Genomic DNA, 13,143 nt, shown 5'->3' with positions numbered 1-13,143 from the left:
TCCTCAGGATTGATGGATATAGGAGTGGGCGGGCTTGTGCGAGAGGAATCCGCTGACGCTGTACGACTGGTGGTAGGCGCCGCAGTTTTCGAATATCACCAGATCGCCCGCATCGGGTGCGGCGCAAGCTTGGTGTTGCCAGCCGATCACATCAGCACGGCTGCAAGTACTGCCGACGAACTGGATCGGTCGCTGTTGGTCATCGGCAGATGCCTTGCGCTGGCGCAGCAAGCGTGGCTGTGCGTATTTCTTCAGCAGCGATTCGGTTCGCGCGAGCAGGAAGTTGTGGCTCAGGCCGCCATCACAGATGGCCACGTAGCGCTCACCCAGCACTTTGACCGCACGTATCCGGGTGACGAAGGTGCCGGCACTGGCAAAGATGGCGCGTCCGCTCTCATGGGCGAGGGTAAAGGAGGGGAGCAGGCTTGCCAGACGCTGTCGGTAGGTGTCAAACGTCGCCTCCTGGCTATCGCTGTGCTCGGTAAAACCACCTCCCAGATTCAGAAAGGTGATCGGCTTCCCGGTGACGTGGGCGACCTTCGGGGCAAAAGCCGCCAGTGCATGAGCCAGGTCGGCCGCATCGGCACCGCTATTGTCTAACCGAAAATGATGGGAGCCGGCAAACACGTGCAGCCCCATGACGGGAATATGGGCGTGCGCCAAGGCCTTGGCCGTCAATAACACATCGTGACGACTCATTCCAAAATGATCGGCCAGGTGCGCCTCCATCCCCACCAGTTCACAGGCGTTCAAGCGCAATACCGTTTGCGGAGGCGGTTGCTGACCGACGACCTGAATCAAGCGTTGGGCTTGTTCCAGGCTGTCAATGATAAAGATGCACCGCGATGCCAGGGCCGCCCGCATGAAAGGCTCGTCCATGGAGGGGTTGTTCACATACTTGGGCGCATGGATGCGACCGGCGACCAGGTCCAGTTCACCTTGACTGGCCAGCTCGATGCCATCTACGAAAGCGTGGCCGCAACGGATCAGCAGGTCCAGATTTGGGTTGGCCTTGAGCGAGACAATCAACGATGTGGCCAGGCGCTGGCGCAACGCCGCAAAGCGTGCCAGCACCACTGAAGGGTCATACACATAACAAGGTGTTTTGAGGCTCATCAGCCAGTCGTCGCTGGCCGGGAGATCGCCGTGCAGCGGCGCAATAATGTCGGTCGGATTCATGTCAATTCACAGGATGAAGGGTCAATGCCGAAAAAGAACCGTTGTCCGATTCTGTGATGTTCATCAGGTGCGCGCCGGCATCGACTGACTTCAAGCCGATGTCGACCAGATTGATCGCCAGGTCCGAACCAAAGGCATGACCCTTTTTTCGGATGTTGTCGCAAAACACCGCCGTGGCCGGCAGCCCCAATGCCTTGGAGAAGGCATTCCATCCGGTCTGATTGGAGTTGTAGGGCAAGATGCAGGCGAAATCCTTCAGGGTCATCCCGCACTCGGTCGCCGCCTCCTGCATGACCTTGCGGGTGTAGTGCCATTCCAGGTTGAACATTTCCTGTTTCACCGTGGTATTGGTCACAGCGCCCAGGAACCAGCGTCCATAGTTACGCACCACCGTTGCGCCGACCCGATTGCGTCGGCTGTTACGAGTGATCAGCAAGCAGCCGGCCCCATCGCTGAGGAGGCTGGCCTGCATCATGCGAAACCGTTCGATGAAGACCCGGTCCGCTGACACGATCAGCACTGCCTGCAGCTGGGTGTGCATGCCTATCAAGGCTTGCGCCAGGCCGATGGCGGCGCTGATCGATGAGCAGTTGAGCTGGGCAATCGAGCCTGCCCAGACCGGCTTGATCCCAAAGGCCGCGGCCACTTCCAGCGGCAGACTGCGGGGCGCTGCCGGAACGCTAAACAGGCCGGTATGCACATGGATCAAGGCACCAATGTCACGGCTGCTGAAACCGTGTTCGGCTTGCAGCCGTGCGACTGCGCGCTTGGCCAGTTCGACTTCGTCCAGGTCCGCCGCCGAGTGAAAATAGCGGCAGCCGGCCCTCTGCAGCTGTTCGATGCGCTCGGACGACCATTGCTGCTGGCGCCCCCATTGCCGGATATCCTTAGGTTCGCCAGGCAGTTCGTAAGCCGCGGCGTCAATGCCAATCGGGGGGCGTGGGTCGCTGTGGGGGACGGGGGTAGGGCGCGTCATCGAATTTCTCCTAGACCGGCAGCGGCATGGCGGCGTAATCGAGCACTTTGAGTTTTTCAAAGGCATCACGCACGCGGGGTGTCAGCAACCCCATGTCACGTATGGTCGGCACCAGCCGGCGGAAAATGGAGCGACGCATGGCGTTGGCAACTTCGGAGTTCCTGACCAAGTGGCTGCATTCCTTTTTCGACAGGCCCATCGGTTCCCAGATATCGTCGGCACACAGGTGCTCGTGCAGGGTGTAAGCGCCTTCGGTGACAAACTCCTCGCGCTCCCGGCGTTCCGTGGCGCTCATTTCCTTGTACACGCGGCACAATGTGATTCGGCCAATGGCAAAGTGTCGCGCTTCGTCCCGCTGAATACGCGTCACCAGGTCTTTGATAAAAGGATCGCGGGTGTAGGCGACAATGCTTTGAAACAATGACAGTGCGATGCCTTCGACCAGCACTTGCATGCCCAGGTTGGTCATGTCGAGTTGGCGACTGGTAATCGTGTCTTCCAGCAACCCCTTAAGCGCCTGACTGATCGGGTAGCTGACTGGCAGCTTGTCATTGACCAGGCGACCAAAAGCTTCGATGTGGCGCGCTTCATCGATCATCTGACCGGCGGCGCAAAGGCGTGCCGACAGATTTTCTTCTGCCGCGGCCAGTTTCGCAGCGCAAATCATCGCCGCCTGTTCGCCGTGGAGCACCTGAGATAACGTCCAGCCTTGCCAGTGATGGCGGACTTCGGCGCGGTTTTTTTCATCCATCTTGTTCCACAGATCGGAACCATAAATCAACAAGGTTCCATCAGGCATGCCCAGGGGATTGTCGGGATTAAGCGCGTAGCTCCAGTCGATATCGGTGTCGACATTCCACTGATAGGCCTTGGTTTTCTGATACAGCGCATGCAGCTGCTGATCACTGAAGTCGTACGTCTGGGACATGGCAGCGTCGACAGAGAAATTCCATTTGAACGACTGGCGTTCATCAGCGCAATGCGCAGGCATTGTCGGCATGGGGCACCTCGAGGATGGGGGGATGGTCATGGCTGCACCGAGAGACGCCGATGCGAAGAAGGGCGTGTGATTCGCGTAGCGTCGAAATCTGCGAGCACCGGAAGGAAGTGCGCCTCAACCGAGGGTGCCTGCGGTGTGTTCCACGTCGCGATTTGCAGGCGGTTGTCGCCGCGATCCCACAGATCACGCCGTATATGTTCTGTACTGATCCAGACCACTGGTGTGCCCTGGCGCGCCCAGAGCAGGGCCTCGGCCCAAAGATAGGCGCCCAGGGTGACGCGCGGGTCGAGCAGGTTGGTTGGCAGCGCCAAGTCAAGGGAAGGCAGACGCATCTGCAGCAGAACGCGGGTCTGGGACCCCAGACGGTCCCAGGCCTGTTTCACCAGTTGCGAAAGCAATGCGTAGTACTGCCTGTGGTTGACCAACACCGGCACAGGGTTGTAGTGAACATAGGCATCTCGCCGCGCATAGTCGTTCGCTTCCAGCAATGGCAGGTTATGCACCGAGCAGGGGATGGCCCGGCCTTGGTCGGGATTGCGCTGCAGCTGCAAAGAACAGGTTTGTACGTTCGTCATACCTCGCCCTCCAGGGAAAAACGCAGCGCGCGAGCCAACGTGACCTGAGCGATCGCAAAATAGCCGTTGAGCGCCAACGAGCTGACTAGGCAGTCACTGTCGGCTTGCGCGGTGCCTGCCGTGAGCTCGGCCAGCAAGGAAAGCCAGGGGTCGCTGCCGAAGGAGTGCCCGAAGCGCGGATAATGGTCGGTATGCACCGAGGCGCTGTTGAAGCATTTGAGCAGGGCGCGGCGGGACATTTGGGGGAAAAAAGGTACGGCCACGCTCATTCCGGGCCGGCTTTGAATCATGTTTCTCAGGCCTCGGCCCAAGGCCAGCAGACCTTGCTCGGGAGAACTGGCGCCGAGCGCCGGAGTGTTTTCGTCACTGGCCGCCACATCAATGACCAGGGTGCAAATGCCAAAACCCGATTTGCCCCAGCGGTGAGTACCCAGCCAATAGGTAAAGTTGTGGATGTCGGTGTCGACAATTTGCAGCAATAGACGGCGAGGGCCACTAAGCCGGGCTTTTTGCTGCACATGGCGCAGAATAAAACCCCAGCCGGTGCACTCGTAGGCATTGGTGAGCCAGTCCGGGCGACGGCCGCAGGTGGCGGCGATGGCCGATTGAAAATTCTGCGTCTGGGACGAGCCGTCGGCCAGAAACTGTGACAAGACAGTAGAACTAAGCACATAGTCATCAATAGGCCCCGCTTCGCTCGCATAGCGCTGGGCTTGTTTACCCGTTCGCAGCCCCAGTGCCAGGGCTGCCTCTGCCAAGGTGGCCGTGGCCGAGACAAACGGTGTCTCAGTGCGCTCATAGGCCAGAGTATGCACTTCGAAAGCGGCACGGGCTGCAGGAGGCATTGGCGCTGTGGGGGGCTGCGAGTTCATGTGGGGGCCTTTGATCTGTACAGAACGGACGCTTATGCGGCTTGTTGTGCCTTAAGCTGGGCATCGATCTGGCCCAGCGTGGTGTATTGCGTGATGTTGAGCTGTTCCGGGTCGATCGCGCCGTAGAGCTGTTCGCAGTACACGATCAGCTCGACCACATTGAGCGAGTCGATGCCCAGCTCCCCAAGGCCGACATGGGGTTCGACGGTCTCGATATTGAGAATCTTGGCGGCTTCCTTTTGCAGGAGTTCCAGGGTGTTGAGGGTTTCGCTATTGCTGGTCATGGGTATTTCTCCTTGGTAAATAATCAGGCGGGTTGCACTTGAGGCGCATGAACGCCCATGCCGGCCCGCAGTTCGTGATAACACCGGTATGAGCTGCCTTCCATCTTGGTAAACGCCAACAGGTCACGCTGATCGGCGAAATGCTTGACCGCATCGTCGCCGACCAGATGGACAAGCAATTCATTTGAGGCGAACTTCAGAGCTAGGACGCGGTGCACGTCTTCGCTGTCGTAACGGTCCGATTGGGTCTTGGCGCGCGCAGCGGCGGCAATGAAATCACGGGAGGCGCGTTCTTGTGCGGTCATCACCAGGCGTCCCTCGCGTTCCAGCCAGGTGAGATGAGCCATCAGCGCGCGGACCAGAAACGGTCGAACGGTGGTCAGGTATTTATTCAGTACCGCGGGGCCACCGATTTTCAACCGATCCGCCTGCGCCACCTTTATCGTGCCTCTGACATTACCCAGCTGCATGACTTCACCCAGAAAAGGCTCTCCGCAAGGAGTGCGCTTAAGCGTCTGGTATTGCTGCGGCCAGACCAAAAAAGCGGAAGGGAAAAACGATCCGCTGGTGCGGGCGGCCACAATCGCCAAACCGTCGAGGTGGGCATACATGCCCCAGACCTTGTCAACCTCAAGCGTGTAGCCATCCTCTTCAGGATGGGCCACGGTGCGCCAGCTCGAAAGGCTAGGCCCTCCGGCGTCACTCATCAAAAACCGCAGGTGGCTGCCGCTCTCGATACAGGCCCGGGCTCGCTCGTATTGCTGGGGTGTCAGAAAGAGCGAAAACAGATGGGCGAAATTTTGCATGAACAATCGATAGTGCCGCGCCAGACCTTCCTGCTCGATTCGCGCCAGGCTGTTTTCCAGCGTATGTGTGGGCAGGGATAGGGTGAGAGCCGCTCGACCGGCAGGCAGATGCTGTTCAAACGGTCGCGGGGTCTGCGCAATCAGCATGTCCGAATCCAGCAGCCGTGTAGCGGCGCGACTAAGAATTTCGAGTAAATGCGTCGGCAGTTCACCGTAAGTCGACAGCCGATAAATAACCGGTTGCACGGCCAGTTGTGTGAGCGAACAGTTAACCCGACCGCTGGAAGTGAGCACTGACATGTATAACGATCCCTTTATACGTATAAACTTCTAAGTGGCCCGCAAAGTTTGAATATTTGCCGTCAGGCCGGCATCGTTGCAGGCGAAGATTTTTGCAGAGGCAGAGTTCCGTCTAAATAAAAATCCCTGCATTTAAGTCTTTGAAGTTTGCCGCTGGTGGTGCGTGGCAACTTGCCGGTGGGCACAAAAAATATGGCATGAGCGGCAAAGCCAAGTTTGTTGCGTAACTGTGCCTGCAGTTCAGTGCGCAGTTGCGCATGCGCTTCGATTTGTTCGTGCTCGATGAAAATCAGCAAGCTTTCTGTACCTTGCGTATTGTCGTGTACACCGATTGCTACGATCGCCGGGGACTCGTTATCCAGGCTAAATCGGGAGGCCACAATATCCTCGACTTCATGCGGGAAATAATTGCTGCCCCGGATAATGATGAGTTCTTTCTTGCGTCCCAGAACATACAAATGATCATCGGCCTGATAGCCCAGATCCCCGGTGCCGAACCAGTCGCCGTCTTGATAAGGCTCGGTCTGCCCCTGGGCAGGCATATAACCGGACATGACCGACGAGCCTCGAATGAATATTTCACCGACCTCCCGGTCCTTGGCTCGGTCATTGTCCGGGGCCCGAATCTCCACCTGCATGCCGGCAATGGGGCGCCCCATCGACAGTACCGTTTCCACTGTGCGGCTATCAGCGTTGGCGCGACGGGCCTGCCAATGCTCAAGCAACGAGTCGGCGTCTATACGGTCCGCGACAAGGTAGGAGCACTCGCTGCGTGCCTCGGCGTTCGTATCATGCATGGTCACGGCCAGTGTCGATTCTGCCATGCCGTAACAAGGCTGCAGCGCAGAGCGGCAGAGGCCGTGGGAAGCAAATGTCTGGAAGAAGTCGCTCAGGCACTTCTCATCCACTCGTTCGGCGCCGACGAAGATATTACGCAACTGGCTCAGATCAACGCCGGACATTGACGCTTCGCGATAGCGGCGTATGCAATACTGCAGACCGAACGTTGGCGATGCCGTCGTGGTGGCGCCAAAGTGCGCCATGCGTTTGAGCCAGCCCAGAGGATTGCGAATAAAGCTGGCGGGCTGCATCAATAACAGCGGTGCCTGGTAGTACAGGTTGGACAATAGCGTCACCAAACCCATGTCGTGATACATGGGCAGCCACGAGGCCGTGGCATCACCCCGCTCAGGGTCATAGCCGATTGCCCCCCCAATCCCCAGAACATTGGCCATGACATTGCGATGACTCAATATCACTGCTTTGGGCTGGCCGGTGGAGCCTGAGGTCAATTGCACATGATGGCCGCTGCTAGCGTGACAGCGCTGTACGTGAGGGCGAAAACCCGTGCGGGCCGCTACGGTCACCTCATCTGTCGAAATCACGCGTGTTGGCAGGGACGCCAGCAGGAGCCCGAGCATCGCGGTATTGGCGGGCCCGGCGATCAGCAGACGTGGTGTGAATGCCTGGCAGGCAAGGTAAACCTGATTGCGCGGCGAATCGGCCGTAAGCCGGCCAGGCAGGGGCACCGTGCAGGGCAGGGCGGCGATTAACACACAACCTGCCAGTAATATCAGATGATCAATAGACGCCGGCAACGCGAGGATAACCAGATCGTTGCGACGCACACCGAGCTCAACAAGAGCCGAGGAGACGGCCAGGGCCTGCTGAGCCAATGCGCTATAGGAGATGCGTTTCTCTTCACCATTTTCTTCGATAACAGTGATGTACCGATTGGCACTGTTGGGCGAGTTATCCACAGCCGATAAAATAACCGCAGTCATAGTATCCAATTAACGATCTCCCTACTGGCCGGTTAGCCCGCATGTGATAGTTCTTATAGCAGTAAAGGCAAGTAGCTAAAATTTTACTTGGCTGTTTCAGCAGGTTGCTTGTGCCAAAGTATTGAGTGAGCTAGTGCTGCGTGCAAATGATCACTGAAGTTGCTGTTTTCGTGTTGCTGATAGAACTATAGGCGGTTTTTATCGGTTGTAAACAGGATAAAGCGAACATGAAACATGCTTCATTTTTTCGTCGCCTATCTGTAGGAGGTGTATGCGTTGTACAGTTTTCGAAGTTTTTCCTATGGCTTGGCCCCGGTACGTCGAAACACCCCGATCAACTTGAAGTTCTGCTGAGCAGGATGCTGGGGTTATAGCGTAGCATGTAAGTTAACGCGGCGTTGTGAGTCGGGTGCAGCGGGGAGTTATAAGGTTTCATGGGTTTTTCGCATGTGCTGGCCTGAACAGGTAAGTTGCAAGTTCTTTGTGCAGTATCTAATGCGGGAAATCGCTGTAAGCGATTTGCGGGTAAAAACGCTGGCTTGGCATGAGCCTGGCTGGAGCCGCGCCGGCTGCCGTTGCGAACGGCGATCCGCAACGTGAACTGCCAGGGGCTGTGTGAGCTGGCAACCGCTAAACGAAGCGACGCGGGTTTGGATCGTGTTCCGGAATTACGAATAACGGTAATCGGGGCGGTGAGCGGTTGTGCCGAGGCGGATGCGACGAAAGCCTGAGGTCTGCGTTGCCGACAGGGATCGGCTCATGCCTGGATCTGTGGCGTTCGACCTGTCGAGATCAGCTTCGTAAGCTGGACTTGCCCCTACAAAACCGGACACCAACTCCCCGTTAAATTGATGCTGGCGCCAAGCGCCTGAACTCCCTCGGTGAACGGTAATTCAAGGCGCTGTGCGGATGCTGCTCGTTGTAATGCTCGAAGGCAATTGCCAAGTTACGCAACGCCGTTTCTCGATCCGGCTTGGGCATGTGCGCCACGTAGTCACGCTTGATCGTCTTCACGAAGCTCTCGGCCATGCCGTTGCTCTGCGGGCTGCGCACCGGGGTGGTCACCGGCTGCAAGCCGATCTGTCGAGCAAACAGGCGTGTCTGTTCGGCGGTGTACGCCGAGCCGTTGTCGCTTAGCCATTGCACCGGCGTGACGGGCAGTTGATCACCAAAGCGCTTCTCCACGCTTTCCAGCATCAAGTCGCGGATATCATCGCCGCTGTACCCGGTCGGGCTCGCGACCCAGCCGATGGCCTCGCGATCACAGCAGTCCAGGGCGAAGGTCACGCTCAGTTTGGCCCCGTCCTCGCAGCGGAACTCAAAGCCGTCCGAGCACCAACGCGTATCGCTGGTTTTCACCGCAATACGGCCTTCGTGCCGACGCGGCACGCCGGGCTGTTTGAGTCGACGTTCCAACAGCAAGTTGTGATCACGCATGACCCGGTAAACTCGTTTCACGTTGATCGCCGGCAGCGACTGGGTTTCACGGGCGCGACGCAGCAATCCCCAGACACGACGGTAGCCATAGCTGGGAAGCTCGCTGACCTGTTGCTGGATTTCGACCACCAGCGCAGCATCGTCCACAGGCCTACTTCGCCGTACTTTGGGCGATACCGATTGCTTGATTCGAACCGTTAATTGCGAGCGCGCCACACCGAGACATTCGCTGACCAGCTTCACTGGTCGTCCCCCGGCAACAAGGGTGAGTGCGCAATCCATTTTCGCGACCGGGCGATCTCCACGGCCTCTTTGAGGATTTCGGCTTCCATCGTTTTCTTGCCCAGCATCCGTTGCAGTTCACGGATCTGCTTGAGCGCATCGCTCAGCTCGGAGGCAGGCACCACGGCTTCGCCAGCACTGACCGCCGACAGGCTGCCGTCCTGATACAGCTTGCGCCACAAGAACAGCTGATTGGCATTGATGCCGTTGCGCCGAGCGACGACCGACACACTTTGTCCTGGCTCAAGGCTCTCGCGAACCATGGCCAGCTTTTGCTCTGGGCTCCAGCGGCGCCGCCGCTCCTGGCCCAAAAGCTCCCCACTCTTATCGTTGCTGTTAGTCATAAACATAACCGTTTGCCTATCCCTTATCGTAAGGGGGAAACAGTGTCCTGTCTTTCATGGGGCTCGTTCAGTACCCGACGTGCTCATTGAACTGATGGAATAAGATGGCAAGCTCGTGTCCGGACACTCCGAACCAATCCAAACCCGTTCTTCAGGCTCCAAGACTGTTTGCCGCAAGGTATCAAATGTGAGATCCCCCTTTATCCAGCAATACCTGTCATCAGCAGGCTTCCCCACCTTCGCATCAGCGTGCGCATCACATCCGTGAAGGCAAGGCTTCAAAAAACGGTATTTTTTTTCTATGGCCTTGCGATCCAACGCACCCTGCCCAAGCCAGTACTTGCGTGTGCCTGCATTGGAGGAAAAAACAATATGTGCGAGGCGCTCTATTTCCTGGCGGGTGGCAGCAAATGAACTGTCGGCCTGCAACCCCGCGGTGCCGTCAACGCTACTGCCAGACACAGCTACGAGCACATTTTCCTGCGCCCATCCATCTTTGAGTAAATGCTTCACATCACTCAACTGAGTCTTAAATTGGTTTGCGCCAATTCGCCGAGCGGCGGCATCGTCAATCGTCCGCCCATGAAATGCTCGTCCAAGTTGCGCCAGCTCACTTTCGGTACAGGCGTACTTTCGATCGTTGAATTCGAATGTGAGCTTGGATAAAAGTCGATCTATATGCTCTACGTGATCGGGTTCTTCAGGAGAGAAAAGGAGGTGAAGATTGATTCCCTTCGCTTTTTCGGTCTTGATGTCGAGTCTCATTTCCACGTTGGGAAAGATCAACCCCACCTCTGATAGCCGACCCAGCGATTTCCATCGCCGGATCGTCCGATAACTTTCGATAGAAAAATAGTCCGTTATGCCCAAGGCTTGGATAGAAGGAGCGGCGGCTTCCAGCGCGGTGAGGTATAGATTCCAATCGCCATCAAATTGGTCGTTGAGCAAGGTGCCAGGGGTATGGATGTGCGGATCCCAACGCTTCCAGGAGGAACCAGTAAAGCTAGAAGGGTTGTCTTGAGGGCGCATACGCTATCCATTGCAATTTTTAGGGAATCATTCAAATGCAATGTGCCACTAGGCAAACGAAAATGTAAGCGCTATATGACTTCCATCTACCGGCCAGAATCGGCCAGTTGAAATTACAGCGCGATAAGAGAATTCCCTACCTCGATTGGGTCGACCACCGTGCGGTCTATGGGTCTCAGAAGTGAAATGTTTATCCTGAAATATGAACGTCCTGTAACAGAAACTCAGTTACATGACGTCTCATCCAATATTTATTGGGCCTAAGGTGGTGTAACAGTAAATATGATTACCTTTTTCACGGAAAACCCGATCCTTGCCGCCAGCGCTGCGGCGAAGGCCGGCCGGGTCTTCGAGATTGATCCGACCTTGCTGGTGGGAGGGCTGGGGCCACGCCTGCCACAGAACCTGAAAAGGCTGTCGACCGATTTCTACCCAGCCGCGCCGGGCCAGGCCAGCACCGCCCAATGACCCCTTTGCTTAAACCCCGTGCGTTGTTCATTGGCCTGAGCCTGCTGTGTCTGTTGGCGATCTGGTTGTCCCTGGCGCTCGGGCCGGTCAGCCTGCCGCTGCTCGATACCCTGCGCGCCGCCCTGCGTTTGCTGGGCCTGCCTATTGAGGGGCAGGGGCTGGAGCAGGCCGAGCTGATCCTCGGGCAGATTCGCTTGCCTCGCACCTTGCTGGGGCTGGCGGTAGGGGGCGTGCTGGCCTTGTCCGGCGTGGCCATGCAAGGGCTGTTTCGCAATCCCTTGGCTGACCCGGGGCTGGTAGGCGTCTCGAGTGGCGCGGCGCTGGGCGCGGCCTTTGCCATCGTCGGTGGCGCGCTGCTGGGCGGCGTGCCGGAAGCGATTGGTCCATACCTGCTGTCGTTCTGCGCCTTTCTCGGTGGTCTGGTGGTGGCGTGGCTGGTCTACCGCCTGGGGCGGCGCAACGGCCAGACCCATGTGGCGACCATGCTGTTGGCCGGGATTGCGTTGACGGCGCTGGCCAGCTCGGCGGTGGGCCTGTTCACCTACCTGGCCGACGATGCGACCTTGCGTACCCTGACGTTCTGGAACCTGGGCAGTCTCAACGGCGCCAGTTATTCGAGATTGTGGCCACTGTTGCTGGTCAGTGCGGCTGTGGCGTTGTGGCTGCCGCGCCGGGCCAAGGCCTTGAATGCCTTGCTGCTGGGCGAGTCCGAGGCCGGTCATCTGGGGATCGATGTTGAACGGCTGAAGCGAGAACTGGTGTTCTGTACCGCGCTGGGTGTCGGTGCGGCTGTCGCCGCTGCCGGGCTGATCGGTTTTGTCGGGCTGGTGGTACCCCATCTGGTGCGCCTGCTGGCGGGGCCTGACCACCGGACCTTGTTGCCGGCGTCGATACTGGCCGGCGCCAGCCTGCTGTTGCTGGCCGATTTGGTGGCGCGCCTGGCGCTGGCACCTGCGGAGTTGCCCATCGGCATCGTGACCGCCTTTATCGGTGCACCCTTCTTTCTGTTTCTGTTGTTGCGAGGGCGCGCTTGATGCTGCGAGCGGAAAATCTGGCGGTGCGCCGTGGCAGGAAAACCGTGCTGGAGGGGATCGACCTCGAACTCAAGCCCGGTGAAGTGCTGGGAGTGCTGGGGCCCAATGGTGCGGGTAAAAGCACCTTGCTGGCGGCCTTGTGCGGCGAGCTGAAACCCGATCATGGCCAGGTCTGGCTTGACCAGTGCGAACTCTGCAGATGGGACGGCGGACAAAAGGCGCAAAGGCTGGCGGTACTGCCGCAAAGTTCGACGCTCGAGTTCGCCTTCCGGGTCGAGGAGGTCGTCGGCCTGGGCCGCCTGCCTTATCAAAGCGGCCGGGCACGGGATGACGAGATCGTCATGCAAGCCCTGCAAGCGGCGGATGCCGGGCATCTGCACAGTCGCAGCTATGTGGCCTTGTCGGGTGGCGAACGTCAGCGCGTGCACCTGGCCCGGGTGTTGGCGCAGCTATGGCCGGGCGCGGCCGGCCAGACCCTGTTGCTCGATGAGCCGACCTCGGCCCTAGACCCTTTGCATCAACATGTCACCTTGCAGGCCATCCGCGAATTTGCCGATCGTGGAGTCGCGGTCCTGGTGATCCTGCATGATCTGAACCTCGCCGCGCGATATTGTGATCGCCTGTTGCTGCTCGAAGGCGGGCGGCCCCACTCGCTGGACAGTCCGGCGCAGGTGCTGCGCCCCGAACCGCTCAAGGCGGTGTTTGGGCTGGAGGTGTTGGTGCAGGCGCATCCCGAGCGCGGCCACCCTTTGATCATCGCCCGCTGAGGCGAT

12 protein-coding genes and 1 pseudogene are annotated in these 13,143 nt (G+C 58.4%); 3 read left to right on the top strand and 10 right to left on the bottom strand.

Features of this window, described 5'->3' with window-relative positions; genetic code table 11:
- Positions 1 to 3: 3 nt before the first annotated feature.
- The 10 genes from H0I86_RS26800 to H0I86_RS26755 form a co-directional block, all read right to left on the bottom strand.
- The gene (locus H0I86_RS26800; RefSeq protein ID WP_180922794.1) at positions 4 to 1,179 is read right to left on the bottom strand and encodes a type III PLP-dependent enzyme domain-containing protein; all 1,176 of its coding nucleotides are present in this window, start codon (positions 1,177 to 1,179) and stop codon (positions 4 to 6) included.
- A 1-nt stretch (position 1,180) separates the two neighbouring features.
- A complete protein-coding gene (locus H0I86_RS26795; protein ID WP_180922793.1) occupies positions 1,181 to 2,221 on the bottom strand; it encodes a beta-ketoacyl-[acyl-carrier-protein] synthase family protein in 1,041 nt (346 codons plus the stop codon).
- Positions 2,166 to 3,155 carry a ferritin-like domain-containing protein gene (locus H0I86_RS26790; RefSeq protein ID WP_219637301.1) on the bottom strand — a complete coding sequence of 330 codons (990 nt, stop codon included), beginning with the start codon at positions 3,153 to 3,155 and terminating at the stop codon, positions 2,166 to 2,168. Before H0I86_RS26790 ends, H0I86_RS26795 begins: the two co-directional genes overlap by 56 nt.
- Before the next feature lie 26 nt (positions 3,156 to 3,181).
- Positions 3,182 to 3,730, bottom strand: a complete 549-nt coding sequence (locus H0I86_RS26785; protein WP_180922792.1) for a hypothetical protein — start codon at positions 3,728 to 3,730, stop codon at positions 3,182 to 3,184.
- Positions 3,727 to 4,575: a hypothetical protein gene (locus H0I86_RS31960; protein ID WP_219637300.1), complete on the bottom strand. Its 849-nt coding sequence runs from the start codon at positions 4,573 to 4,575 to the stop codon at positions 3,727 to 3,729. The genes H0I86_RS26785 and H0I86_RS31960 overlap by 4 nt, the downstream gene beginning before the upstream one ends.
- Before the next feature lie 59 nt (positions 4,576 to 4,634).
- On the bottom strand, positions 4,635 to 4,886 hold the full coding sequence (locus H0I86_RS26775; protein WP_180922791.1) for an acyl carrier protein: 252 nt from the start codon (positions 4,884 to 4,886) through the stop codon (positions 4,635 to 4,637).
- Between the two features lie 23 nt (positions 4,887 to 4,909).
- Positions 4,910 to 5,992, bottom strand: coding sequence for a hypothetical protein (locus tag H0I86_RS26770; protein ID WP_180922790.1), 1,083 nt, complete (start codon positions 5,990 to 5,992; stop codon positions 4,910 to 4,912).
- A gap of 62 nt (positions 5,993 to 6,054) precedes the next feature.
- Positions 6,055 to 7,776: an AMP-binding protein gene (locus tag H0I86_RS26765; RefSeq protein ID WP_180925918.1), complete on the bottom strand. Its 1,722-nt coding sequence runs from the start codon at positions 7,774 to 7,776 to the stop codon at positions 6,055 to 6,057.
- A gap of 843 nt (positions 7,777 to 8,619) precedes the next feature.
- Positions 8,620 to 9,839, bottom strand: a protein-coding gene (locus H0I86_RS26760; protein WP_373369362.1) for an IS3 family transposase whose coding sequence is annotated in 2 segments (ribosomal slippage) — positions 8,620 to 9,494 and positions 9,494 to 9,839 — 1,221 coding nt in all. Because the reading frame shifts where the segments join, the coding sequence is not laid out codon by codon here.
- Between the two features lie 54 nt (positions 9,840 to 9,893).
- Complete coding sequence (locus H0I86_RS26755; protein ID WP_180922789.1) at positions 9,894 to 10,868, bottom strand: hypothetical protein; 975 nt, start codon at positions 10,866 to 10,868, stop codon at positions 9,894 to 9,896.
- 294 nt (positions 10,869 to 11,162) lie between these two features.
- Between H0I86_RS26755 and H0I86_RS26750 the strand changes: the two are divergent.
- The 3 genes and pseudogenes from H0I86_RS26750 to H0I86_RS26740 form a co-directional block, all read left to right on the top strand.
- Positions 11,163 to 11,336: pseudogene (locus tag H0I86_RS26750) on the top strand (hemin ABC transporter substrate-binding protein); the annotation flags it as partial.
- A gap of 50 nt (positions 11,337 to 11,386) precedes the next feature.
- Positions 11,387 to 12,370 (top strand): FecCD family ABC transporter permease, encoded by a 984-nt coding sequence (locus H0I86_RS26745; protein WP_164486131.1) that lies wholly within the window; start codon positions 11,387 to 11,389, stop codon positions 12,368 to 12,370.
- Complete coding sequence (locus H0I86_RS26740; RefSeq protein ID WP_180922788.1) at positions 12,370 to 13,137, top strand: heme ABC transporter ATP-binding protein; 768 nt, start codon at positions 12,370 to 12,372, stop codon at positions 13,135 to 13,137. Before H0I86_RS26745 ends, H0I86_RS26740 begins: the two co-directional genes overlap by 1 nt.
- Positions 13,138 to 13,143 lie beyond the last annotated feature (6 nt).

This window comes from Pseudomonas chlororaphis subsp. aurantiaca (genome assembly GCF_013466605.1).
In the GTDB taxonomy this organism is placed as follows: domain Bacteria; phylum Pseudomonadota; class Gammaproteobacteria; order Pseudomonadales; family Pseudomonadaceae; genus Aquipseudomonas; species Aquipseudomonas chlororaphis_I.
Note: the sequence above shows the minus strand (reverse complement) of the source record. Positions and strands in the feature narration are given on the sequence as shown.

Coding starts and splice junctions, on each gene's coding strand:
- H0I86_RS26800 (WP_180922794.1), bottom strand. CDS start 1,179: ATGAATCCGACCGACATTATTGCGCCGCTGCACGGCGATCTCCCGGCC.
- H0I86_RS26795 (WP_180922793.1), bottom strand. CDS start 2,221: ATGCCTTTGAAAAACTCAAAGTGCTCGATTACGCCGCCATGCCGCTGC.
- H0I86_RS26790 (WP_219637301.1), bottom strand. CDS start 3,155: ATGCCGACAATGCCTGCGCATTGCGCTGATGAACGCCAGTCGTTCAAA.
- H0I86_RS26785 (WP_180922792.1), bottom strand. CDS start 3,730: ATGACGAACGTACAAACCTGTTCTTTGCAGCTGCAGCGCAATCCCGAC.
- H0I86_RS31960 (WP_219637300.1), bottom strand. CDS start 4,575: ATGCCTCCTGCAGCCCGTGCCGCTTTCGAAGTGCATACTCTGGCCTAT.
- H0I86_RS26775 (WP_180922791.1), bottom strand. CDS start 4,886: ATGACCAGCAATAGCGAAACCCTCAACACCCTGGAACTCCTGCAAAAG.
- H0I86_RS26770 (WP_180922790.1), bottom strand. CDS start 5,992: ATGTCAGTGCTCACTTCCAGCGGTCGGGTTAACTGTTCGCTCACACAA.
- H0I86_RS26765 (WP_180925918.1), bottom strand. CDS start 7,776: ATGACTGCGGTTATTTTATCGGCTGTGGATAACTCGCCCAACAGTGCC.
- H0I86_RS26755 (WP_180922789.1), bottom strand. CDS start 10,868: ATGCGCCCTCAAGACAACCCTTCTAGCTTTACTGGTTCCTCCTGGAAG.
- H0I86_RS26740 (WP_180922788.1), top strand. CDS start 12,370: ATGCTGCGAGCGGAAAATCTGGCGGTGCGCCGTGGCAGGAAAACCGTG.